Source organism: Parvimonas sp. M20, assembly GCF_035282425.1.
Taxonomy (GTDB): domain Bacteria; phylum Bacillota; class Clostridia; order Tissierellales; family Peptoniphilaceae; genus Parvimonas.
The window spans coordinates 27446-53165 of the sequence record NZ_JAYKBQ010000007.1; the positions used below are offsets into that span (position 1 = coordinate 27446).

General features: G+C 27.1%; 26 protein-coding genes. 4 read left to right on the top strand and 22 right to left on the bottom strand.

Translation table 11 applies throughout. The features are described from left to right. Positions 1–2: 2 nt before the first annotated feature. From VJI93_RS04465 to VJI93_RS04550, 18 genes are all read right to left on the bottom strand, one after another. Positions 3–467, bottom strand: a complete 465-nt coding sequence (locus VJI93_RS04465; RefSeq protein ID WP_323999595.1) for an 8-oxo-dGTP diphosphatase — start codon at positions 465–467, stop codon at positions 3–5. A 206-nt stretch (positions 468–673) separates the two neighbouring features. Continuing rightward, positions 674–1849 carry a D-alanyl-D-alanine carboxypeptidase family protein gene (locus tag VJI93_RS04470; RefSeq protein WP_323999592.1) on the bottom strand — a complete coding sequence of 392 codons (1176 nt, stop codon included), beginning with the start codon at positions 1847–1849 and terminating at the stop codon, positions 674–676. A gap of 9 nt (positions 1850–1858) precedes the next feature. Continuing rightward, on the bottom strand, positions 1859–3124 hold the full coding sequence (gene serS, locus VJI93_RS04475) for a serine--tRNA ligase (RefSeq protein ID WP_323999588.1): 1266 nt from the start codon (positions 3122–3124) through the stop codon (positions 1859–1861). Between the two features lie 2 nt (positions 3125–3126). After that, positions 3127–4311, bottom strand: a complete 1185-nt coding sequence (locus VJI93_RS04480; RefSeq protein ID WP_323999585.1) for an AI-2E family transporter — start codon at positions 4309–4311, stop codon at positions 3127–3129. Between the two features lie 9 nt (positions 4312–4320). Continuing rightward, positions 4321–5301, bottom strand: a complete 981-nt coding sequence (locus tag VJI93_RS04485) for an ATP-binding protein (RefSeq protein ID WP_323999580.1) — start codon at positions 5299–5301, stop codon at positions 4321–4323. A 2-nt stretch (positions 5302–5303) separates the two neighbouring features. After that, positions 5304–6062 carry a DnaD domain-containing protein gene (locus VJI93_RS04490; protein WP_323999578.1) on the bottom strand — a complete coding sequence of 253 codons (759 nt, stop codon included), beginning with the start codon at positions 6060–6062 and terminating at the stop codon, positions 5304–5306. Further along, the gene (locus VJI93_RS04495; protein ID WP_323999575.1) at positions 6046–6657 is read right to left on the bottom strand and encodes a GNAT family N-acetyltransferase; all 612 of its coding nucleotides are present in this window, start codon (positions 6655–6657) and stop codon (positions 6046–6048) included. Before VJI93_RS04495 ends, VJI93_RS04490 begins: the two co-directional genes overlap by 17 nt. Beyond that, the gene (dnaB, locus tag VJI93_RS04500; RefSeq protein WP_323999573.1) at positions 6650–7972 is read right to left on the bottom strand and encodes a replicative DNA helicase; all 1323 of its coding nucleotides are present in this window, start codon (positions 7970–7972) and stop codon (positions 6650–6652) included. The genes VJI93_RS04495 and dnaB overlap by 8 nt, the downstream gene beginning before the upstream one ends. Positions 7973–7975: 3 nt before the next feature. After that, a complete protein-coding gene (gene rplI / locus VJI93_RS04505; RefSeq protein ID WP_323999571.1) occupies positions 7976–8422 on the bottom strand; it encodes a 50S ribosomal protein L9 in 447 nt (148 codons plus the stop codon). Further along, positions 8403–10400 (bottom strand): DHH family phosphoesterase, encoded by a 1998-nt coding sequence (locus VJI93_RS04510; protein ID WP_323999570.1) that lies wholly within the window; start codon positions 10398–10400, stop codon positions 8403–8405. Before VJI93_RS04510 ends, rplI begins: the two co-directional genes overlap by 20 nt. After that, a complete protein-coding gene (locus VJI93_RS04515) occupies positions 10385–11236 on the bottom strand; it encodes a hypothetical protein (RefSeq protein ID WP_323999568.1) in 852 nt (283 codons plus the stop codon). The genes VJI93_RS04510 and VJI93_RS04515 overlap by 16 nt, the downstream gene beginning before the upstream one ends. Positions 11237–11613: 377 nt before the next feature. Continuing rightward, positions 11614–12162, bottom strand: a complete 549-nt coding sequence (locus VJI93_RS04520) for a hypothetical protein (protein ID WP_323999564.1) — start codon at positions 12160–12162, stop codon at positions 11614–11616. Positions 12163–12216: 54 nt separating this feature from the next. After that, positions 12217–12417 (bottom strand): hypothetical protein, encoded by a 201-nt coding sequence (locus VJI93_RS04525; RefSeq protein ID WP_323999563.1) that lies wholly within the window; start codon positions 12415–12417, stop codon positions 12217–12219. Between the two features lie 18 nt (positions 12418–12435). Beyond that, the gene (locus VJI93_RS04530; protein ID WP_323999562.1) at positions 12436–12969 is read right to left on the bottom strand and encodes a hypothetical protein; all 534 of its coding nucleotides are present in this window, start codon (positions 12967–12969) and stop codon (positions 12436–12438) included. A gap of 396 nt (positions 12970–13365) precedes the next feature. Next, positions 13366–13821, bottom strand: a complete 456-nt coding sequence (locus VJI93_RS04535; RefSeq protein WP_323999560.1) for a GNAT family N-acetyltransferase — start codon at positions 13819–13821, stop codon at positions 13366–13368. Between the two features lie 100 nt (positions 13822–13921). Continuing rightward, the gene (locus VJI93_RS04540) at positions 13922–14413 is read right to left on the bottom strand and encodes a GNAT family N-acetyltransferase (RefSeq protein WP_323999557.1); all 492 of its coding nucleotides are present in this window, start codon (positions 14411–14413) and stop codon (positions 13922–13924) included. 141 nt (positions 14414–14554) lie between these two features. Then, the gene (locus tag VJI93_RS04545; RefSeq protein WP_323999556.1) at positions 14555–14935 is read right to left on the bottom strand and encodes a hypothetical protein; all 381 of its coding nucleotides are present in this window, start codon (positions 14933–14935) and stop codon (positions 14555–14557) included. A gap of 264 nt (positions 14936–15199) precedes the next feature. After that, the gene (locus VJI93_RS04550) at positions 15200–18184 is read right to left on the bottom strand and encodes a hypothetical protein (protein ID WP_314720422.1); all 2985 of its coding nucleotides are present in this window, start codon (positions 18182–18184) and stop codon (positions 15200–15202) included. A gap of 242 nt (positions 18185–18426) precedes the next feature. Here VJI93_RS04550 and VJI93_RS04555 point away from each other — a divergent pair, with 242 nt between their 5' ends. Both VJI93_RS04555 and VJI93_RS04560 read left to right on the top strand, forming a co-directional pair. Beyond that, positions 18427–19074: a TetR/AcrR family transcriptional regulator gene (locus VJI93_RS04555; protein WP_314720424.1), complete on the top strand. Its 648-nt coding sequence runs from the start codon at positions 18427–18429 to the stop codon at positions 19072–19074. Between the two features lie 9 nt (positions 19075–19083). Next, entirely contained in the window at positions 19084–20091 is a 1008-nt protein-coding gene (locus VJI93_RS04560; RefSeq protein ID WP_314720425.1) for an alpha/beta fold hydrolase, read from the top strand. A 334-nt stretch (positions 20092–20425) separates the two neighbouring features. On the opposite strand, the gene VJI93_RS04565 is transcribed toward VJI93_RS04560, so the two are convergent. Continuing rightward, the gene (locus VJI93_RS04565; protein WP_269753262.1) at positions 20426–20815 is read right to left on the bottom strand and encodes a nuclear transport factor 2 family protein; all 390 of its coding nucleotides are present in this window, start codon (positions 20813–20815) and stop codon (positions 20426–20428) included. 137 nt (positions 20816–20952) lie between these two features. Between VJI93_RS04565 and VJI93_RS04570 the strand changes: the two genes are divergently transcribed. Then, on the top strand, positions 20953–21297 hold the full coding sequence (locus VJI93_RS04570; RefSeq protein ID WP_150262839.1) for a winged helix-turn-helix transcriptional regulator: 345 nt from the start codon (positions 20953–20955) through the stop codon (positions 21295–21297). A gap of 302 nt (positions 21298–21599) precedes the next feature. Here VJI93_RS04570 and VJI93_RS04575 read toward each other — a convergent pair whose 3' ends face one another. Together VJI93_RS04575 and VJI93_RS04580 are read right to left on the bottom strand one after the other, a co-directional pair. Further along, the gene (locus tag VJI93_RS04575) at positions 21600–22313 is read right to left on the bottom strand and encodes a carbon-nitrogen hydrolase family protein (protein WP_323999551.1); all 714 of its coding nucleotides are present in this window, start codon (positions 22311–22313) and stop codon (positions 21600–21602) included. A 10-nt stretch (positions 22314–22323) separates the two neighbouring features. Further along, a complete protein-coding gene (locus VJI93_RS04580; protein WP_323999548.1) occupies positions 22324–22809 on the bottom strand; it encodes a GNAT family N-acetyltransferase in 486 nt (161 codons plus the stop codon). Positions 22810–22971: 162 nt separating this feature from the next. Here VJI93_RS04580 and VJI93_RS04585 point away from each other — a divergent pair, with 162 nt between their 5' ends. Then, a complete protein-coding gene (locus tag VJI93_RS04585) occupies positions 22972–24951 on the top strand; it encodes an alpha/beta hydrolase family protein (RefSeq protein ID WP_323999545.1) in 1980 nt (659 codons plus the stop codon). A 79-nt stretch (positions 24952–25030) separates the two neighbouring features. Here the strand turns inward: VJI93_RS04585 and VJI93_RS04590 are convergent, their stop codons facing one another. Further along, positions 25031–25681: an HAD family hydrolase gene (locus VJI93_RS04590; protein ID WP_323999543.1), complete on the bottom strand. Its 651-nt coding sequence runs from the start codon at positions 25679–25681 to the stop codon at positions 25031–25033. Positions 25682–25720: the final 39 nt, after the last annotated feature.

Sequence of the window (25720 nt, forward strand, 5' to 3'; positions counted from 1 at the left end):
TCTTAAAAAAATATTTCAGATACAATTTCGTCATTCTGACCCCATTTTATCATCAATTCAGTATAATTATCACTTAAATACAAAGCAAAAATCTTATCTATGCTATAGCTCTTTCCATCAGCATTTTTAAATTCTTCCATTCCCATCCAAAATAGTTTTCCTTCAATATTATTTTCTATTAATTCTCCTGAAAAATCTTCTGTATAATATAAAAATCCCAATTCTCTTATATCGTTAATTTCATCAATCCAACTGACAGTTCCTTTTAATTTTAAATTTTTTACATTTAATCCCGTCTCTTCAAAAACTTCTCTTACACATGAATCATATATAACTTCGTCCTTTTCAACATGTCCCCCAACAAAAGTAAGTCCTTCCCAACCATGTTTTTTTACTTTATCTAGAATTAAAATTTTATCATTATCTCTATCATAAATCATACACATATTTACTAAAACTGTTTCCATAAATCCTCCAATAATATGGTATAAAATCGTTACTATACTATTATATCATTTAATACTGTAAACATACAATACACAACTTTATCGAGATAATAAAAAGTGGAAAATTAATAAATAACTGGGAATAATAACTAAAACTTAATTTAGATATTATTGCAAGATTTTTCACAAAAAAATCCGACTCAAAAGTCGGATTTGTCTTAAAATTTTTATGGTAAAATTGTTTCAACTACTTCAAAAACTGTTTTGAAAAATCTTCCAATTCTTTTAACAATTCCTGCTTTTGAATAGTCTTCTTTAGCAACTAAATCAACAGTTGCAATAACTTCTTTTGAATTTTTAACTTTAATTTCGCCAACTTTATCACCTTTTTTTAAAGGCAATTTTACGTCATCAACAGTTACTTCTGTATCATAATTAATACCTTTCATTGAAACTCTTTCAAGATCTTCTTTAGCAACTAATTCAATATAACCTTGATTTGCTGATTTTACTTCAACTCTTTTAGTAAATTTTTCTGCATCCACAAGTTTTCTAGTTTCTATATTTTGTTTTACATAATTTAGCATATCTTTCATATATTGAGCTCTATCAGCTTTTGTTTTTGCTCCCATTAATACAGAAATTACTCTAAATTCAGAATCTCCTTTTTTGATTTTCATAGTAGAAACTAAACAATAACCGGCTTCATCAGTATGTCCTGTCTTTAAACCGTCAACTCCTTCAACTTGTCCAACTAGAGGAATTGTACTCTCTTTTTTGAAATTTCTTGCAGGTTGTTCTAAAACTGTAGTCTTAGCATATTCTAAAACTTCAGGATATTTTTCAATTATTGCCTTTGAAAGAGTAAAGATATCTCTTGTTGACATTTTATTATCTTGACCATTTTTTGTAAGACCAGATGCATTTGTAAAAGTTGAATTTTCAAGTCCGAGTTCCTTTGCTTTTTCATTCATCATTGTTACAAAGTTACTTTCACTTTCAGCTACTGCCTCTGCAAGTGCAACAGCTGAGTCGTTTCCCGAAACAATCATCAATCCGTCAAGTAAATCTTTAATGCTAATTTGCTCTCCCGCTTTCAAATTCAAGCTTGAGCCCTCTTCTCTACTTGCGTTCCTAGACACTTTAACTTTATCTTCTAATTTAAGTTTTCTCTCTGCTATTTTTTCTTTGACTAAATAATAAGTCATAAGTTTTGAAATGCTTGCTACCGGTAAGGATTCATCAACATTTTCTGCAACAAATAAACCTCCTGACTTTGCATCTCCGATTAAAGAAGCTGTAGTTTTCTTTTCTATTCCAAAGATTGCAAAAGTCTTTCCAGCTCCTACAAAACAAATTGAAAAAATAAGTATTAAACTAAGTAATGATTTTTTAAATTTCATAACACTCCCCTATTTTCTTATTTCATCCAAACCCATATATTTTCTTAAAACATATGGAATTTCTATACTTCCATCTTCTCTTTGATAGTTTTCCAATACAGCAGCAAAAGTTCTACCAACAGCTAAACCTGAACCGTTTAGTGTATGAACAAATTTAACTTTACCGTCTGTATCTCTATACCTAATATTTGCACGTCTAGCTTGGAAATCTTCAAAGTTTGAGCAAGAAGAAATTTCTACATATCTTCCATAACTTGGCATCCAAACTTCTATATCATAAGTCTTTGCACTTGTAAAACCAATATCTCCAGTACATAAACAAACTACTCTGTATGGAATTTCTAAGAGTTTTAAAATTTCCTCAGCATCATTTGTAAGTTTTTCCAATTCATCATAACTATTTTCAGGATTTACAAATTTAACCATTTCAACTTTATCAAATTGATGGTTTCTGATTAAACCTCTTGTATCTCTACCTGCTGAGCCCGCTTCTTGTCTAAAACAATAAGTAAAAGCTGTATAGTAAGTTGGAAGTTTTTCAAATTCTAAAATTTCATTTGCTAAAAGATTAGTAACAGGAACTTCAGCAGTTGGTGCTAAAAACATATCTTTTGAAGGAACATGGAACATATCATCTTCAAATTTAGGTATTTGTCCTGTTCCATACATTGAATTTCTATTAATCAAAACAGGAACTCCCACTTCTTCATAGCCTTGATTACTATGTAAATCAAGCATAAAGTTTATTAATGCTCTTTCAAGTTTTGCACCCAAACCTTTAAATACTGAAAATCTTGACCCAGATATTTTAACTGCTCTTTCAAAATCTAAAATATCTAAATCTACACCTAAATCCCAATGAGCTTTAACTTCAAAATCAAATTTTTTAGGTTCTAAAAATTTTCTGATTTCAACATTATCTTCATCACTTTTTCCAATTGGAATATCTTTATTTGGTGTATTAGGAATACTCAAAAGTTCTTTTCTAATTTCCTCATCCAAGTCTTTAACTTTAGTATCAAGTTCTTTTATTTCATCTGAAAGTGCTTTCATTTCCTTAAAAAGATCTGAAACATCTACTCCATCTTTCTTTAATTTTGGAACTTGTTTTGAAACTTCATTTTGTCTTGCTTTTTTATTTTCAACTTCAAAAATTATTTCTCTTCTCTTTTCATCAAGTTCCAGAACTTTATCAATATTGTAATTTCCAAAACGAGAATTCAAGCTTTCAATTACTTCTTCTTTATTCATTCTAATTCTCTTTATATCTAGCATAATTAAACCTCTTTCTTTTCAAACTCTTCAGCAGGATTTTTTAACGAATAGCCCTTTTTTGCCAATCTAGCTTCTATATATTCCTTTAATGTAGTATAGATTACAACAAAGATTGGAACTGATAGTAAAAATCCTATAACTCCAAATAAACTTCCACCAAGAACCAACGCAAATATAACCCAAAACGAGCTTATTCCTAAACTCTTTCCTGAAACTCTAGGTGATATTACATTTGCATCTATCATCGAAACAATTACTACAATTACCATAAACCATAAAACTGTATTTAATGTCGAAGTAAACAGCAATACTATTACTATTGGGACAGCTCCAAGATAACAGCCAAACCATGGAATTAAGTTTGTAAAACCAAGAATAAAAGCAAATAACAATGCGTAATCAATCTTCATAAATAATAAAATTATATAAAAAGTAATTCCAACTATTATTGCTCCGATTCCCTTAGCTAAAAGATAGGACCTTAGAGTATAGTCAAATCTCTTTACTATTTTAAAAGTAACCCTATTTGCATTATCAGGAAAAACTGCTATCATAAATTTTTTCAAAATTCTTGAAAAATTTTCTTTGTCATATAATAAATATACTGATATTATTATAGCTAAAATTATATTTAAAAACAAGGATATAACTCTAGTTGCAAATGTTGCAACCAAAGGAATCATATCTGTTAAGAATGTTGTTGAAAAAGTCGCAAATTCCGTTAATTTACCATTGATAAAAGTTCTAATTTCAGAGCTTATCTCAACATTTTGTAACATATATTTTGCTTTTTCAACTCCCAAATCAATAAATGCAGGAGTTCTATCCACAAATAGTTTTATATTTGAATAAAATTGTGGAATAATGTATTTTAAAAGTAAAACTATAAATGCAAAAAATATGAAATAAGTTATAATCATTGCAAACATTCTAACATGTTTAACTTTTAATTTTCTAAAAAACTCAAATTTTAAAAAACTATTTTCAAAAAACTTTACAAAAAAGTTTAAAATATAAGCTATTGCTCCTCCCAATATAAAAGGCATCAATACATATTTTAGATTTGAAGTATATGAAACTATGGATTTCATATTAGAAAATATAAAATAACAAAGTATTGAAATAGCAAATATTAAAACTCCAGTTATAACATTTACTGTATTCTTTTGTTCCCAGTTAAATTTCATAACTACCCCCTACAATTTTATATTTTTACCAATTTTTTCTCTTAAATCAAACGGTGGAAAAATGAAAAATTTAAAATTCCCCCTAATTCTGCTCGCCACTCTTGAATCATAGGATTCGGCTAGGTCATATTCCGAAAGGTTTGAAGTTATTACTGTATTTAAACCTTTCTCAAGTCTATAATCCAAAAGTGAACTTAAAAAACTATTATTATTTTTATTAGAAATTTCATTTCCAAGATCATCAATCACTAGAAAATCAACATTTCTTATAAAATCAATTCTATCTTGTAATTCTTTTTTATCTCTGTAAAAGCTGTAACTATAATTTGCCATAAGCTCAAAAAATTCCGTCGAAGTAACAAAACAAGCACGCTTTCCCTTATCCAACATATAATTTACCATTGCTGATGCAAAATAAGTCTTTCCAGCACCGCTTTTACCATAAAAGAATATTCCATAATCCTTAATTTTAAAATTATCACAATATTCTTTTGAAAAAGATATAAGTTTTTCAATATATTCCTTCGAGTTTACAAGTCTATTACCATGTTCGAAATTTCCATCAAAAAGAGAAAATTCAAAATTGGAAAAGCTCTGTTCCCTTTTTTTATTTGAAAAACCACTTTCCAAAACCCTGTCCTCAACTAAATCATTCATTATACAATTACAAACAGAACCATTAAGATATCCTGTATCTTTACATTCTTCACAGACATAAATTTTGTTTAGATAATCTTTTGAAAAGCCATTTATTGTAAGTATCTCCTCAATACTTTTTTCTAGTTTTTCAAATTCTCTTTTCTCAACTGTAAAATCTTGATTTAAAAGAGTCATTTTCATAATTTTTGTGGCTAAATTATTTTTCTTCGATATTAAATTTTCAATGTTTTCAATAGAGGAATATACTTTTTTTCTTCTTTCTTCTTTTATTTTTTCTCTTATTATTGGTCTTTTGCTAAGACTTTTTAAAACTAATTCATCTAAATTCATAATTAATACCTATCAAGCAATTCTGTTGTAGCCGAATTTTTATTATTCTTAAGTTTTTCTCTTTTTTCTTCTTCTGTTAAAATATGTTCTTTTTCAATATATTTTTTAGTATTTTTACTATATCTTTTGATTTTATTTTTATCTTTATTTTCAAGGAAATAATTCAAATCTTCAACTGTTAAAATATTATTATCCCTTTTCCAAGCTCTTAAAATGCCAATAACATAATCTACTGACATACTTTTCCCTTCGCTCTTTGCATATTCATAAGCCCTATAAACTAAGTCCATACAATGTGTGGTTTCTTCAATATGCTCAACAATTTTAGTTATCTCATGAGGTTTTAGGCTTAAGCCTGTAATTTTTTCAATTTTAGTGAAATATTCCTTATTATCAATCATCGGTTTTTCTATAACTTTTTCTTCTACATTGCCGTCATAGACCCCACCTGCATAGAGAGCAAAATTATTTACGAATTCAATCTTTTCAACACTCCCTTTTTCATCCAAAGTGTAATCTAAAAGTTGATTATTTTTCCAATATTTTAGAGCATTCATAATCTGAACTTCAGAAAATCTTAGCTCTTCTGCTATACATTTTATCGACAATTCACTTTTATACGACCCAAAAAGTCTTTTATATAAAAATAAATATACCTTTAATGAAATTTCATCAACTATTGGCAAGTAATTATCCAAAAACATATTCTCAATAGGAGTTACTCCGGGTTGAATTATTGACTTTTTAAAACTTATTTCCACTCCTATCCCACCTTTCTAAAAATTTTAATCTATCCAATTTCATCGTGAAAATTTTGGAATAAATCACACCATTTTTTTCTTCAAAATATTCCTTAGTTTCTTCATATCTCTTCAATTTTTGCATTTTTTGAACTTCAAAATCTCCAAGAAATTCACTTATTTTTTCAAATCCAATTTTTTCGTATAAATGTATTGCTCTTTGATTAAAAGCATTTACATTTAGCCAAATAGAATATTTGTCAAAATTTTCAAAATAGTATTCTAAAAACAGTCTAAGCGATTTAAAACCATAACCTTTTGAACAAAACTTTTCATCTAAACATAAAGAAAGTTCAAAATTGCTATTTAGAAAACTTATCCTGCTTATAGAAATATATCCTATCAAAACCTCCTTTAAAAAAATGGCAAAATAATTATTCCTTTTCGATTTTACTTTCTTTTCCCAATTTTTAATTTCTGATTCAGTCAAAAAGCAAAGATTGTAATCAGTAAGTAAAATATCATCATATGGAGAAAATTTTTTGAAATTTTTAAAATAACTCTTTTCAAATTTTTTAATCTTAATATCTTCATCTTCAATTAAAAAATTATCCATTGAAAAGCTCCTTATCTCTATCAGTTTGAAGATCTATAAATCTTGTACACTCTTTAATAAAGTTAAGTTCAACACTTCCTGTTTCCCCATTTCTATGTTTTGCTATAATCAATTCTATTTGGTTTTTAACTTCTGCTTCTTCATTTTGATAATCTTCTCTATAAAGTAAAATTACAACATCAGCATCTTGTTCGATTGCTCCTGATTCCCTAAGATCGCTTAGTTTTGGTTTCCTTCCACTTTTCTCACTATCACGAGATAGCTGACTCAACGCCAAAATAGGAACATCTAATTCCTTGGCTAACGCTTTTAAATTTCTTGAAATAGTAGATATTTCTTGTTGTCTATTTTCATTTCTGCCCTCAGAAGTCATAAGTTGCAAATAGTCTATCATTATAAAGTCAAGTCCACTATCTGCTTTAAGTCTTCTACATTTACTCCTAAGCTCAGTAATGGAAATTCCTGCAGTATCATCCATATAAATTGAATTTCCAGCTATTATCGAACTGGCCTCAAAAATATCTTGCCACTCTGTTATATCTCCACTGATTAATTGTTTTAAATTAACAAGAGAAAGCGAACTTAACATTCTTTGTGCTAATTGTGTTTTACTCATTTCCAAAGAAAATATCGCGACCTTATAATCTTTTTGTGCAGCATTTAAAGCGATATTAACAGCCAATGCCGTTTTCCCTACAGATGGTCTTGCAGCAAGTAAAATCAAATCTTTTCTTTGCATTCCAAGTAAAATTCTGTCCAAATCTGCAAAACCTGTAGGAATTCCAGTTACTGAACCCTTATTTTTACTTCTATCATCAAGTATCTCAATAAGCTCTGTAAGAGTATCTTTTATATGTGTAAGACCTGTTCTATTTTCATTTTGAGACAATTCAAAAATTTGTCCTTCGATAGACTCTAAAACTTTGTCATAATCTTCGTTTTTATATGCTCTATCCTTTATATTATCAAGAATAAAAAGTAAATTTCTAGTATCTGCTTTATCCTTTACAATCTTACAATAATTTTCTATATTTGAAGGAAAGGCGACAGCATTTACAATTTCAACAACTCCAACAATTCCATTATTAGATTCCGTATCAAAACCCATTGCTTCCATTTTATTAATTACTGTAATAGGATCTACATTTGTATTTTCTCTTGATAATTCCAAGATTGCACTAAATATATCTTTATGCCAACCTAAATAAAAATCTTTTCTCTTTAATTTTTCAAAAACATATTCCCTTTTATTTGGCTCTGTAATCATTATCGACAAGACGCATTTTTCAGCTTCCAAGTCGTAAATATTATGCATAAATTACTCCTTTTCAATAGAAACCTTAACAGTTGCAACTATTTCAGGATAAACCCTGATTGGAACTGTCAAAGCACAAAGTGATTTTATATTTTCCTTTAATTCTATTTTTCTTTTGTCAATTTCTATTTTATGTTGTTTTTTCAAAGCATCGCTGATGTCTTGAGAAGTTATTGAACCAAAAAGTTTATCCCCACTTCCTGTTTTAGTCTTTATAACTACTTCTAATTTTTCTAAAACTTCTTTTAATTCTTTTGCATTTTTTATATTTTCAGCTTCAATTCTCTTTAATTCAGCTTGTTCTTTTTCCCAAATTTCAAGATTTTCTTTAGTAGCTTCTTTAGCTAATCCATTGGGAATCAAGAAATTTCTAGCATATCCTGTCTTTGCATTGACAAGTTCGCCAGCTTTCCCAAAACTTTTAACATCTTTAATTAAAATTACTTTCATCTATATCTTCCTCCAATAAATACTCATCTATGGCTTTCTTTAATTTTTCTATCGCTTCATCCATTGAACAATCAAGTCTTGCTCCGGCAGAAGTATAATGTCCTCCACCACCAAGTTTTTCTAAAATTAATTGAACTGAAATTTTTCCCAAACTTCTTCCACTAATATGAATTTGTCCAGAAACAATAGTTAAAACAAAACTACATTCAATATCTAAAACTCCAAGCAAATCATCAGCAGCCTGTGCTGCAATCAACATAGATTCCTCAATTTCTTCCGGAAATACCCCAATGCAAATATAATTTTTGTATGATATTGCATTAGATAAAACATTAGATTTTAATTTTATTGTATTAAAATTATCTTTGAAAAGATGTTTTACTGCAATACTATCTGCTCCAAATCGTTTCAAATAGGATGCCATTTCAAAAGTCCTTACTCCTGTTTGGTAATAGAAGTTTTTAGTATCCACTACAATTCCTGCAAGCAGAGCTTCTGCAACTTCTTTATCCAAATTAATTTTTTCAAACATATAGTAGATAATTTCTGTTACAAGCTCACATGCAGAAGACGCATAAGGTTCAAGATAAGTCAACATCGGATTTTCAACAAAATCTTTTCCTATTCTATGATGATCAATTACAACAATTTTTGAAGTAACATCTAACAAATAAGGAGCTTCTGTTGAAGCTGTTCTCGAATTATCCACCAATATAACTGAACTTGTATCCTTACATATATCATAAGCTTTTTCTGGAGAAATCATCATTTCTACATACTCAGGTTCTGCAAGTCTTATCCTATCATATACATTTCTTATTGTAATAGGGACATCTTCTAAAACCATATAACAGTCTTTTTTCAATTCTTTACAAATTCCCATAACACCGATTCCCGCTCCAAAGCAATCCATGTCCGGATTCTTATGTCCCATCACAAAAATCTCTGAAGATTCTCTTATTATATTTTCAAGTGCTTGAGAAATAACTCTTGCCTTTACTTTATTTCTTTCAACACCCTTATTGTTCTTGCCCCCATAGAACTCTAAATCTTCACCATTTTTAAAGACAACTTGAGCTCCTCCACGTCCTAATGCCATATCAAGAGCAGTTTGAGCTTCCTTATATCTTTCAAAAGGATTATTTCCACCAAGACCTACACCGATACTTAAAGTCGGTTTTATATTACCTGAAATTTCTATTTCTCTTAATTTTTCTATTATACTAAATTTATCAGTTTTTATTTTTTGTAAAATTGAATTATTTGAGATAACAATATATTTCCCATAATCATATTTTCTTACTATTGCACCTAAATTTGAAAAATAACTTATAATCAGTTTATCCATTTCAGCAGTCAATAATGTCTTAAAATCTTCGTTAGTGTTGTTACGAACATCTTCAAAATTATCAATGTAGATTAAAATAGAATTTAGAGTATCGTCTTCATATTGCTTTTGAAGTTTTGAAAATTCTAAATTATCTATCAAATAAATAATCGTATTAACTTCCCCATTATCATCATCTTTTACAACATTATAATAAACCAAATAATTAAATTTTTCTGTTTCCCAATTTACTTTTCCAGAACCTTTTTTCAAAACTTCAGAAATATTAAAATTTGAAATTTTTGAATTAATATCAATTCCAATAACATCTTTTCCTGAAAAGAGCTCTGAAAACTCTGGGCTATACCATTTAACTCTACCTTTATTGTTAAGTACAGCAATAGGAAAAGGCATCTTATAAACTACTTCACTTGCAATATTATCTAAAGAATCTTTATGTCTCTTTATATCCTCTTCATATTCAACATTTTTATTTTTTACATAGTATAAGACTACAATAAATGAAATAAAAGTCAATATAAAAGATACAATCCCAAATATTAATTTAAAATAAAGTACAAAAGCTGAGATTATAACCATAAATAAAAATAAAATATAAAAATCTGATAATTTAACTATTTTCTTTCCCATTTCACACCTCGCAAAATTGAACTATAAATTCCATAAATAACATAAACTGCATAAATTATCCCCAAAAATATTGAACAGAAACTTAGCAAATTTGCTAATATTTTATTCAACTTCTTCTTTAAAAATGCATTAGCCTTTATAAAACCTTGAACTATCATTATTCCTATAAAAACTATAATTAAATTATAGCAAATTAAAAATACCTGATAAAAATCCTCTAAACTAGTAGTAAATATCATTACAACAATTACAACTAAACTAATAAAGAAAAATTTCATATCTAGGGGTATAATAACATCATCTGAATCTTTGTAATTTTTATAAATTTTCTTGGATAAAAACAAATATCCAATAGTTTCGAAAATATATGCTATTGTAAATGAAACTGAAGGATAAATATTCATCATTCTATTGACAAAATCTTCAGCATTTTTTATATTAAAAATTTCTTTGTAATTTTCAAAACGATTCAAAAACTCACTTATGTTGTTTAAAAATAATTCATAAGACTTTGCATTAATCCTTAATAGCAAAAAATCACTTACAAGCAAAACTGTCATAACAAGAGCACTTACAAGCAAAACTTTATATCCATCTTTTTCACTATCCATTCCTTTTATAACTATAAAAGAACTAAAAACAGGTATAAGTGAAGTGAAATTTCGCAAAATAATTAAAGATAATACTATAAACATTCCTGCAGATAGGATATACGTTCTAAAATCTGATTTTTTATATAAAATTACCATTGGAACAAAACTTAATAAATTGAAAATAGGAAATAAAATCATTCCTGCAGCCAAAAAATAATATAAAAAGATTTTTTTATTTTGCATTTTATACCTCTATTTCATAAACTAACTTTAATAAATTTTCATTTATTAATTCTCTATAACACATATTTTTTAAAAATAATATTGTCTTTATACAAATGCATAAAGTTATTAATATTATACCATATTTCCGACTATAAATAAATGAATTGAAAATTTAATTTTCGCAAAGGTAGGTAATAAAATTTCGTATATTGTAATATAATTTAATGATTTTTTGCTATTTTATTAACAATTTCAATAATAATTTTGCAAAAAATGTAAAAAAATAGTGTATAAAATTTTATGTTTTTACACACTACTTTTAACTACTTTCTGTATATAATATCTTATTGTATAACTCATAGTTCCTATGTCTTTTCTAGTTAGTCATATATAAATTATCCTATAGGAATAAAAAATATATATGGTGCTGTAAATATTGCTATGGCTAATGCCAATTTTTTCTTTTTTTCTTCCTCTATGTCAATGTTTAAAAATGTAATTCTTTTATTTAATTGATAATTTAAAATCCTTAACAATAGGATTATAGAACACAATACTGCTAATGCAAATACATTCGAAAATGGATTTCTTTCCAATGCCCTTAGAAATACATTTTTATACCAATGATATGAATCTAAATCCAAATCAATAAAATCTTCTCCTGTTTCAAGTAAGAGTAAAAATACAACAACTATTAAATCGCATAAAAAGCTAAAACAAGTTATTTGTATTATTGTTTTTCTAAGTATTTTAAAACAATCTTTCATTTTTAAATATAACATAGATATATACATTACTATTGAACATAATATAGCAGTTGCTGGTATAATAGCAATCCAACAAATAAGCATTACCCAAAAAGCCCATAATGGTATAGTAAGGTCAATGTATCTATCGAAAGATAGCAAATATACTCCTGATAAAACACTATAAAAAGTACTCATTTTTTCCTCCTTTTTATAAAGTAGGAGAATATAATTCTCCCACTTCATTTTTTACTATTTTTTAATATTTTCATTTTTTGATGCAGAAATTTTTTCATCAACTTTTCCATCTTTGTTTTTATCTATTTGCAGAACTGTATCTTTATCTTTGTTTATCCCTGTTTTAATTACCATATCTTTTGTAACAGATATTTCAAAGGTTCTTTCATCCAATAATTTATCATTTCTATCAAAATATCTTATTGTATACCTCATAATTCCCAATTACATTATTTAAATAGTTATTGTAAAGAAGAACATATATGGTGCTGTAAATATTGCTATGGCTAATGCTAATTTTTTCTTTTTTTCTTCCTCAATATCAAGTTTTGAAAAAGTATATCTTTTATTTAATTTGTAATTTATAATTCTTGACAAAAGAATTGCAACACCCAATATCAATACCTCAACTATATTCATAGGTATCTTTACAACTAAAGAATACAAAAAAGACCCATACCAATTGAAAAAACCTAGAGTTGGTTTGATAAAAATTTCTAAAGTTCCTACAATCAAAAACATCAATATAATAGCAATTATATCGCATAAAAACCCAAAAAAAGTTACTCTGACTATTATTTTTTTTAAAGGAATTTCTACTTTCAAACATAACATAAATATATACAAAACAGTTGAATAGAAAACTAATAACATTGGTATAATAAAAGGCCACAATATAGGCAGTACCCATAAAATCCATAATGGAATAGTAAAGGTAACATCACCCCAAAATGCCGTTGAAGAGAAAACACTATAAAAAATATTCATTTTTTATCTCCTTTTTTGTGAAGTGAGAGAATTTAATTCTCTCACTTCAATAATATATTTTTTCATAAAAAAGTTTATTTTTATGAAAAATTAAATTCAAGTTATTATATCATACCATATTTATAATTTCAATAATATGAGAAAACTTTTTAGTGATTTTTATGCTAAGTTTTAATATGATATATAATTGAATAAAACAAGTCTTCGTTAGATATTATATAATTAAAAAATACCAAAAGTAATATACTTTTATAGATTTTTATCAAGAATTTTAAAAATGACAATCCTTTTGGGCATTCACATAGGAAGGTACATCTTCTAGATATAATTCTCCTTAAAATTTAATTTTGACAAAGAAAAACAGCAAATCTTTTGAATTGCTGTTTTAAAAATTTATTATCTATATTTTTTCATTATATACTTAAGTTTTGGTGTTTCAATAACTTCATCAATTTCAAAGCCCAGTTTAGTATAAAGATTTTTTGCATTTTTATTAGAATCAAAAACATTTAAAGAAATACTTTTTATATTTTCATATTTAAAAATCAAATCTATAAAACTTTTTATTGCCTCTTTTCCAAAACCCATTCCTTGCTTTTTAGGATTTATTATAAATCTACCTATATGTATATTATCTTTTTCAATTCTTACTTGTTGAATCATTCCCAAAAAATCATCTTCATTGAATATAGAAAATACATTTTCCATTTCTTTAATTTTATCATGAGTCAATGGATAGGAAATTTTTAGTCCCATCCATTGTTCCTGAAAAGCCTCTCCTATATCATTTGACCATTCACATAAGAGAGTGGCATTTTCTCTATTTATTCCTCTTTCAAATCTAATATCCATATAAAACCTCAATTTTATTATAATTTTTATTTTCTATACAAATAATTTTCTCCTTTAAATTTAATTTGTATTTAGTTTCTCAACTCTATAAATTTAAATTTTATCTATCTTTAAGTTTTAGTATTGCAATAACTTCATCTCCATCCATGTCTCCATTTTCAACAAATCCAAATGAATGATACAACTCTTTGGCAGTTATATTTTCCTGTTCATAAGACAACCAACAATACTCTGCTTTACCACAAGGAAATGATTTAATAAAATCTAAAGCAAGTTTCATAGCTTTTTTCCCAAAGCCTTTTTGTTGATAAGTCTCATCAATCATCAAACGCCAAAGATTATAGTTTCCCTTTGCTATATTTGGAACATTTTCCCAAGTTTCATCTACATCATAGCCAATCATCAGAAAACCAACAGGTATATCGTCATCATAGATTCCAAAGGGAAAAACAACTCCATTTGCAGTAATAGTTAGATATGCTTCAATAATGCTTACGTCATTAGATGCAACAAAATTTTTTTGTGATTCAGATACCTTTAATTTAAGTATTTCCCATATATTTTTTCCGTTTATTTTTTCTAAATGAAGCACAACTACCTCCAAGTTTTTTAATTTATTTTATTCTTATTATAGCATAAGATTATTTATTAATAAGTCGTTTATCATATGATTACAAATAAATGCGTTGAAAATTAAATTTTCAAAAATCAAAACCACCAGCTGAGGTGGTGGTTATGATTTAGTATCATTAAGCTCTTCAATCTTTGGAATCATTATTTCGTCCATATACTTACATATAATATTGTAAGCCTCTTCTAATTTTTCTTCATTTGATATATCAAGAAAAATTTCATTATTCCACAATGAATGATTTAATAACTGATGATCCTCACTTTGTCTTGGATCAAAAGGACGACGATTTATAATATAACATACGTCTAAATCCATTCTTTGACTTGTTTTAAAACCAAATGAAAAGAAAGCTACCAAATATGTAAAGTTTTCGCTCTCCATTTCCAACATTCTCTCATCTTTTTTATATTTAAACCCTATACTACTATATTTTTCTTCTAATCTATTTCCAAGAATATTAACTGTATTTCTAAATTCCATACAACCTCCTATAATTGATTAATAAACTTTTTAACTCTAATTTTTAAAAAACAATATAGTTATTATATATCTACAATTGTTATTATAACATATTTCTAATTATAAATAAATATTGAAAATTTAATTTTCGCAACAAAAACCCCACCCTTCCACAATGCTTCGCATCGGCTGGATGCCCGCAAACCTTGTTGTTCCACAACAAAAACCCCAAATCTTTTATTCTGATTTGGGGCTTTACATTATAAGCTAATTACATTTTGTTATCTATTTTTTCTTTTTTGAATAAAGAAAACCTACTAAACTTGTTACTGCTAACAATATACTTGAATTTGAAATATTAGTTTTTGGAAGACCCTTGTTAATTTTTGTATTCTTTTGTTTTGTTTGTATAACTTTATTTTTATCTTTTTTAGAATCTTCCTTCTTATTTAAAACATGAATTTGTGTTTTTGCATAACCATTTTTAAATTTAAACTCAAGATTATGATTTCCTTCTGTTAAAGAATTTTTAAATTCATTAGTAAACTCTACGATTGTACTACCTGATTTTACAGTGTACATTGATGGGTCAACAAGCTTGCCATCTAAATATACATTTTCAAAGTTTTTAACATCTTCATCCAATCTAAAGAATAATTTATGACCATCATTTTTTGTTACAGTTTGATTTTTACCATATAAAAATTCAATTATCTTAGGATTGTTGTTATTTTGTTTATCTGATGAATTATTATTCTTTCCTTTTTCAAGCTTAGCTTTTAGAGAATTTACTTTTTCTTCAAGTTCTTTTATTCTTTTGTTAAGCTCATCAATTTCATTTTGTTTTTTACTTCCGGATTGTTTTGCCTTTTCTAACTCTTGCTTAGCTTTTTCAAGTTCTTGTTTGATTTTTTCAAGCTCTTTTTTAATTTTTTCTGAATCTTGTTTAGATTTTTCGAGTTCTTGCTTAATTTTTTCAAGTTCTTCCTTGATTTTTTCAAGCTCTTTTTTAGTTTTTTCTAAATCTTTTTCAAGTTTTTGTTTTTCTTTTTCTCCAACTATTGACGGAGCGTTTTCTGTACTTAATTTATCCAATAAGTCTTTATTCGGAGCAGTATATCCATTCCAATTCGGTGTTTCATTTTGAAGTTTAGAGTCTTCAATCGAATTTGTAGATTTTTTACCATCTATTGCATATCCTCTTGTTTTTTTGTCAATAGTTATTGAGTCAAGAACAGCTTTTCCACCTTCATTCTTACTCATATAACTATTTCCACCACGCAAATATGCATTATCAACAGAAATTGTTCCATTACCTGAAACTCCATTTCCGCCTTTGCCCGAAAATCGACCATTTCCTCCAACAGCAATTAAAGTTCCTTTTCCTGTTACCGTTCCCTCTAATTTTAAAGCGTCTCCTCCATTACTTGTAAGAGCATAGCGACCGCCTGCAAAAAGTCCAAGTTTTGAATCTTTTTCAATAGTTAATGTTTTACCTTTTGCAATCTCCATTGCTCCTTGTCCTTTATATTGTTCACCTGTAGGAGCTTCATCTCCACGTATAAATACATTACCTTTTATAGTTGCATTACCTTGAACACTTACAACTGGAGTTTGTATATGTTTTGCATTTTTTCCATCAGTTAAATAATTGGCATTTGAATAAATAACAGAGTTTTGTAATGTTGCACCATCTTTTAAAATTATTTGACCATTTATAGAAGATCCGCTTGCAAAACTCTTATGATAGTCATCATAATTTACTTCAAGAGTTCCACCCTTTTCAACAGTTATTTTGCCATATAGTGATGAATCTGAAAGATTAAGTTTACCACCGTCTTTTACAACGATATTTACAGAACTTAAAATTTTCATATTTATAAGATAAAGTTCTCCTGTTACAACTAAAGTTTGAGTAGTAGATTTATTTTCTTCAATAGAATAGCCTAGTTCTGAATATTTTCCACTTTCTCTTGAACCAAACCAAAGTTTTAGATTTTTTGGAACAGTTACTTCTTCTTTATTTTTTCCAAACTTTTTGATTACCCAAGGTTTCATATCCCATTCTTTTTTTGTATCAGGATGTTTTAAAGGTTTAAACTCTTTATCTACCAATCTTTCCTCAAGAGTTACTTCATTTGTATCAAAAACTTCAAAATCTAATTCATTTGATTTTAATTTTCCGTCTTTTGATTGTACAAAAACCTTATAAGTTCCTTTTTTAGAAGGAATTCCAGATAATTTAACACTATTATCTATTTTGGAGTATTTTGCCACCATACCGGAATCATCTGAAACCATTTTTGCTTCTAGTTGTAAATCATGTGTTACTTCTTTAGCATCCTTAAAATCTGAATCAGCTGGTGTTTCCTTGTCTGTATAAGCAATTTGTAATTTTACATTACTATTTTTATTTGAATTTACTCCTCCACCTGTAGCAGATGAAATAGAATCATATTTTTGTTGACCGATAATTGCTGCCTCAAATGAACCTACAATTCTTAAATAATATTTTTTTGCAGAATGATTGTCTTTTTTAACAAATTCTTTTCCTTTTCTTTCAAATGAAACAGATGACCCGTCATTAAAGACAAATTTAACTATATGTCCATCCGGTACTTTTTGTCCAAGATATAAAATTTTATTCACTTCATCTACAAAATAAGTTGACCCAAAAACAGCAACCTTACTGCTTACTTTTCTGTATTCCTCATCATTTACAAAGATTTGCTTAATTTGTGCAATTTTATCCTTTAATTCAAGAGAATATTTATTATCATAATTTTTTTCTTCAATCACTTTTAATGAAAAATCATTTTGCCCTTTGTTATCAGGAGTTTCATTTGGTGTAGAAGGTTTTTTATTATTTTTTTCTTCTATTTTTATAAAATTGTCTCCATCTTTTCTAAATGAAACAGTACTTTTGTCTTTAAATTCAATTTTTATTACTTCTTTATCCTTTAAATCTTGACCAAGGTATAAACAGTTATCTGATAAATCAACAAAAAATGTCTTTCCAAATACTGCAGCTTTATTATCTTTCTTTTCATATTCATTATTTTCTACAAAAATTTTTGCTATTTCCTTTAATTTATCTTTAGGTGTGATTTCATATTTATCTCTACTTCCAAATTTACCTTTGATAAATTTTAAAGAAATATCATCTTTTTGTTCCTGTGTTGTCGTTTTTGCATTTAAAACTTGCATTTGACTAATTGGAATTAAGCACATTGAAAGACTTAAAACAATTGCTGTAAGTTTTTTCTTCATATAAACCTCCGAAATATTTTTTTAATATAGATTAATTTTCAATATCGCTATTGATTATATTATATATCAATATATAAAGTCAAGGTTTTTTTATAAATTTTTTCTAACATATCATTTAAAAGTGTTTAATTATAGATTATTAAAAATTTCTAATTCCATTTCATTAATATTGACTATTCAGTCAAAAGATAATATACTTTAATTACAACAAATTGACTATCGGGTCAATAAAGGAGGTATTTATGGCTACTAAAAATTTTGAAAAAATTCCAGAAGATAAAAAACAAATGATAATAAATAAAGGGATAGAGATTTTCTCAAAATTTTCATTTGTAGAAGCAAAAACTGATTTAATAGTTAAGGAAGCTGGTATTTCTAAGGGTTTATTATTTTACTATTTTGATAATAAAAAGAATTTTTATCTATACCTACTTAATTATGCAGTAAATTTATTGACACAAAATTTAGAATGTAAAACATATTATGATTTTTTCGATAACATTTTTAGTATTATGGATCAAAAATGTAATTTAATAAAAAAATATCCTAATGAAACTAAATTTTTAAATATGGCTTCTAGGGAAACAAGCAAAGAAGTTGAAAAAGAAATTAAGGATATTTTTAGTGAATATCACAAAAAATCAAATGAAAAATTAAAAATACAAATCTCTAATTCTATTAAAATATTTAACTTAAGAAAAGATATTGATCATGAATTAGTTGTGGATGCTTTATCTTTATATATTGATGCGATTGTAATAAAACATCTCAATCAATATCAAGACAATCCAATGGATTTATTCGACAATTATGATGAATTTAAAAATAGTATTAAGAAATATCTACATTTAATGCTTTATGGATTTCTTAATACAGATTGCTTAAGATAGGAGGATAAAATGTTTTATAAAAACCCTTATGAAAACTTATCAGGAAAACTTGAAAATAAAAAGCTTATTAATGCTGGCTTTTCGGAAAAAACTTATGATACAGGAACTGTTAAACTTAACTATGTTGTTGGTCCCAAAAACGGGCCTAGTTTATTGCTAATTCCTGCTCAAATGGGAATGTGGGAGAGTTATAAAAAAGTACTAATACCTTTATCTAAAATTTTTCAAGTTTATTCAATAGATATAAGAGGACATGGAAAATCTACTTGGACACCTGGTTATTATTCTTGGAAAATTGTAGGTGAAGACTTAAAAATGTTTATCAAAAATGTAATAAAAGAAAAAGTAATTATAAGTGGAAATTCATCTGGAGGTATTCTTGCCTTATGGTGTGCAGTTAATATTCCTGAATATGTTTCTGGAATTGTTCTCGAGGATGCCCCAATCTTTTCTACAGAGATGCCAAGATTTAAAGAACAAGATAAATTTGTTTACAATGGATTAAAACATCTTGTTGACAAAATTGGAAATATTGAAGATAGAGATTTAGCAGATTATTTTAGAGATATGGAAATGCCAGCTTCTGAAAAGAGAATTAAAAAAATTCCAAATTGGTTTGCCAATTGGCTATCAAGAAAGATAAAGAAATTTCAAAACAAATACCCTAATAAACCTATTGCAGTAGGATTCCCAGATAGTTTACGACTACTTATTAAATCATTGTCTATGTTTGATCCCGATTTTTCTAGAGCTTTTGTTGATGGAAGATTTTATGATGGTATTAACCACGAAGAAGCCTTTAAAAAAACAAAATGTCCAATAATGCTTATTCATGCTGACTGGAAAAGGTATGAAAATTTTGGACTTGTAGGAGCATTTGATGAAGATGATGCTAAACATGCAATTTCTTTAGCTCCACAAATTATATATAAAAAAGTTTCTGCTAATCATGTAATTCACGCTTTTAAACCTAAAAAATTTATTGAATTATTAACTGAATTTAAAGAAAGTATATAAATTTATTAATCTATTTAGAATAAAAAGAGCTGATAGCTAAGATTTAAAATCTATAATCAGTTCTTTTTCTAAAATTCAGAATCTTTTTTTATATCTCAACGATTAAAATATCTTCTTTATCCAACTCTAAACTCTTTTCAATTTTTCCGTTTTTAAAATAATACGACCCACTCTACCTCAATGCTTCACGTTGAGTGGGTATCCGAGAACCTTTTTGTTTCACAACAGAAAAGAAGACTTATATTTTTTGATATAAATCTTCTCTTTTTAAAAATTTGACATTCATTATTTTATTTTACATATCTCTTACATTTTGTTATAAAAATAAATTCACCTATTTCCAAAATTTATCTTCTTCCTCTTGTTGTTCTGCAAAAGTCCATACTTCTTGTATTTTTCCATTCTCTATTCTAAATAAATCAATACCGGGGTCATTTAGTTTTTGATCTTCTTTTTCAGCTAAAGAAACAACACTTGCAACAACAAAACAATCATTACTTGCAGCCCAATTTGTAATTACTCTAAATGTCCCATTGCTTCTTTTGGTAAATTCTCCTAAACGTTCTCCCAATGCCTCTTTTCCTTTAACAATTCCTGAAAGTGGACCTTCTCCTCCCATATGCCATACAATATTATCAGACATTGTTTCAAAAACAGACTTAAAATCTCCCTTTAATAATGCTTCTGTATAAGCATTATATACTTTCATAATTTCACTTTTCATAGCTAATCTCCTTTCTTTTTGAGGATTGATTTTCCTCTTACTGTTATTATACTTTTTAAGTCTTGACTTTAAAAGTACGAACATTTATAATACATAGTATCTGATACGATACTATTACACAGCTTAAGGAGGTTTTTATGTCAACTATTTATGATAAATGCCCTTATGTTACTACTCAGAAAGTTTTACAAGGAAAATGGGCAATTGTAGTTTTATATCATTTAAGTACAGGTACTAAAAGATTTAATGAACTTGAAAGATTAATTCCTGAAGTTACTCGAACTGTTTTAACAAGGCAACTGCGTCAATTAGAACAAGATAAATTAATCACAAGAAAAGTTTTTGCTGAAGTACCTCCTCATGTTGAATACTCTTTAAGTACATTAGGTACTAAATTTCAGAAAGTTTTGAACGAAATAGAAATTTTTGGACTAGATTATATTTCTGAACTTAACAAAATTAATAATCCAAAGGATAAATAAACTTATCTATTTAATTATGAAGTAGATTTATTTATATAAGATTTATAATATAAATTAAGTGCTTATATTTTTTATATTATGAATAAAAAATGTAATTTCATTAGCCCCACAAATTATATATAAAAAAGTTTCTGGTAATCATGTAATTCACGCTTTTAAACCTAAAAAATTTACTGAATTATTAACAGAATTTAGAGAAAATATCTAAATGTTGATTTATTAATATCTATTTAGAACAAAAAGAGCAGATTTTGAGATTAAAACCTCTAGTCAGCTCTTTTTCTAAATTTCAGAATCTTTTTTTATATCTCAACGATTAAAATATCTTCTTTATCCAACTCTAAACTCTTTTCAATTTTTCCATTTTTAAAATAATATGCCCCACCAACGCTTATTGGCTCGTCTTTTGTTATTGAATTTACCAAAAGCACATTATCCGATGCTAATTTAGATTGCTTAGCATAATCATATTGTTCAGTATTTTCCCATTCATCTTTTGAGAAATTACAATAAACAGGCCAAAGCAAAATTCCATTTGTTTTAAATTTTTCGGGGCAAATCCACATATCTCCACATAAGGTAATTTTAAATTCTCTGTTCTTATAGATAAATGTATCTGAAAACTCTCCTTCACAATAATGTTTATCAGTAATAGAATATTCTTTCCAATTTTTAGTAATTCTTTTATAGTTGTGAATTATTTTTCCTTTTTCAATAATTACAAAAGAAGAGTAAATCTGCTCTCTTTCTCTTTCGATATATCCGACACCAAGATCAATATTGTATTTTTCACTAAGATTTTTTAATTTTTCCATAGTTACAGACTCTTTTGTAATTGCAATACTTTTATCTATTTCATAATTCCAAGAAAGTGAGTCAAAGCCTTGCAAAAAAGTTTCTCCAAAACAAAGTAAATCTACTTTCCCAGTAGCAGATATAATCGCCTTTTCTATTTTTTTAATATTATATTCAATTTTCCCATTTTTAAATTCGTAAGAAACCAGTCCTATTTTCATATTAGCTCCATTAAAATATTTTTGACATCATATACTCATCAACATATTTTCCGTTTACATACATTGTCTTTTTCTTAGTGCCTTCGATTGAAAATCCCATTTTTTCATATAATTTTATTGCAAATACATTTTCACATTCAACTGTCAACTCTAGTCTTATAATTTTGTTTTTAACTGCCCAATTATCAAGCATTTGAAATAGTTTTGTTCCTATTTTTCTATTACAGTAATTTTTTTGTATCCCAATTACTACATAAGCAGTATGTCTTATTCTTCTAAAAACACCCCTCTTAGCAGATAAAAATCCTACTATTTTTTCGTCCTCTATCACTCCTAAAAATAAATTATTTTCATCTTTTAAATTTTTTGCAAGTTTTTCCCCATTCCAAGCTCTTTCGTCAGGTTCAAACATCATAAAATCCGTTTCGCTGTCAATAATTTTAAGACAATTATAAAACTCTTTAGCATCTGTATCTATCAATCTTCTAATTTCCATAATAATCTCCATTTTTAATTTCATTTAATATATCTATTTTATCATATAATTAGAATTTATCAAAAATTATTTTTTTGTAATTTTTTTCTTTTTGTAGTATAATCAAACTGCAAGGGAATTTCAATAAGATAATCCTTGTAAATTGTTGTTTAAGGAGGCAATATGAAAAGTATAAAAATTGATGAATTTAAAAACTTTAAGTTTTTGGGAAATTTACATTTAAGTAAAAACGAAAAAAATCTATTCTATAGTGTTTCTAATATGAATTTAGAAAAAAATTCTTATGAACATAGAATTTATAAAATGGATTTAGAAACTAAAAAGTCCTTTGTTTTTACTAATGGTGCTAAGGAAAGTTCTTTCATTGAGCTTTTAGACGGTTCTATTCTCTTTGCAGGTGATAGAGAAGGTAAAAAAGACGAGTCTGATACAACTAAATTTTACAAAATATGTACTTCTGGTGGAGAAGCTGTTTTAGACTTTACTGTTCCTGCTTTAGTAAATACAATAAAACAAATAAATGATGAAGAATTTTTAGTTTTAGCTAATTTCAATAGAACAAAAGAATTAGAAAAAATAGAAAAAGAATCTAAAAAAGAAGAAAACAAAGAAAAAACTTATGATGATTCTAAGGATTACCTAGTTGCAACTGAAATACCTTTCTGGGGAAATAATATTGGTTTTACAAATGAAGATAGAAGCAGACTTTATCATTTCAACAAAAAGACTTCTGAATTTATTCCATTAAGCGATGATATCACTGATATTTATGGTTTGGAATTAAATGAGGACAAAACTAAGGCTGTTTTTATTGCAACAACTTTTACAGGAAAAATGCCTCTTGTAAATGAGGTTAAAATTTTAGATATTAAAACTAAAACAGTTGACCTTTTAGCAAAAGATTATTCTTTTGCTTATGCAAACTTTATCGATCCTGAAAATATTATAACCGTAGCAACAGATATGAAGGAATATGGTATAAATGAAAATTCAAATATCTATATTATAAATATTAAAGATAAATCTTTTGAAAAAATTGTAAATGACAATTTTGATATGTGTATGAATAACTCTGTTGGAACAGATATGAGATTAACTGGTGGTAAAAGTGTTTTAGTAAAAGAAAGATTTATGTACTTCATAAATACTGAAGTAAATAGTTCATATATTTATAGAATTGACAAAAATGGAAATCTTGAAAGATTAAACGAAAAATCAGGTTCTATCGATTGTATCGATATTTCAAAAGATGGAAAAATTTATGCTGTTGCACTAAAAGATTCCAATTTACAAGATATTTATGAAATTTCTATGGAAGAAGAAAATAGAATTTCCTTCCACAATGATACAGCAGAATATTCACTTTCAGAAATTGAAGAAATCAACTTTACAAATGATGGAATTGGATTTATAGGATATGTTATGAAACCTGTTGATTATGATCCAAATAAAAAATATCCTGGTGTACTCCATGTTCATGGAGGCCCTAAGACAGTTTTCGGAAAAATATTCCATCACGAAATGCAATTTTTAGCAAATAATGGATATTTTGTATTTTTCACAAATCCTAGAGGATCTGACGGTAGAGGTAAAGAATTTGCAGATATTCGTGGAAAATATGGAGAAATCGACTTTGATGACTTAATGAAATTTACTGATGCTGTAATTAAAAATTACCCTGCACTTGATGAAAAAAGACTTGCCATTATGGGTGGAAGTTATGGTGGTTTTATGACAAATTGGGCAATTGGACACACAAACAGATTTAAAGCTGCTTGTTCACAACGTTCAATTTCAAATATGACTACTGAATTTTTACTTACAGATATAGGATATTATTTCATTGATGACCAAATTTCTGCAACTCCATGGAATAATTATGAAAAATTATGGTATCATTCCCCACTTAAATATGCAAATAAAGCACAAACACCTACTCTTTTCATTCATTCAGATGAAGATTATAGATGTTGGATACCTGAGGGAATTCAAATGTTCTCTGCATTAAAATATCATGATGTACCTGCAAGACTTGTTATGTTCAAAGGTGAAAATCATGAACTTTCAAGAAGTGGTAAACCAATGCATAGAATAAGAAGATTAAAAGAAATATTAGAATGGTTTGATAATTATTTAAAATAATTTAGAGAATTATCAAGATTAGACAAAAAGAGCTATGTTAAATTTTCACAACACAGCTCTTTTTTCATTATAATTTTGTTTAAAGCCCAATTCTTTTTAAATTTTCAACAGAAATTGTATCCATTTTATAGTCAAAATCCGTTGTCGTACCAAAATACTCTCCATTTGTCAAAGGTTCATAAACCAAAACTGTTTTAATTCCCCTTTTCTTTGCAGTTTTTAAAGGAGCCTCAGTATCGTCAAAGAATATAATTTCTTCTGTATCTTCATTATGTTTTTTTATTGCCCAATCATAATATCTTTCATCATCTTTTAAATATCCACAATCATCACAAGTTTGGATATAGTCAAAATACTTCATAAGTCCTGTTCTTTCTAAACAATTTTTACAAAGTCCAATATTTGTAGCAGTATTCAAAGAAATCTTATAACCTTTTTCTTTTAAATACTCTAAAGCATTCATCACATTATCTTTTGCTCCGAAAATTTCGTCATATCCCTCTTTTACATATTTTAAATTTTTGGCATAAATTTCATCCGGAGTTAAATCGAGATTATAATATTTTCCTATTGCTATTCCTCTTGCATAAAGTTTTTTTCCTTTAAACAACTCTTTTAGTTCATCCATTTCTTCTAAATTCATCTCTTTAAGAAAATATGAACAACTTCCAAACCATCCCCCAATAGAATCAATCAAAGTCCCGTCCATATCAAACATTATACACTTCATAATTTCCCCCTGATATAAAAAATATAATTATAATAAAAA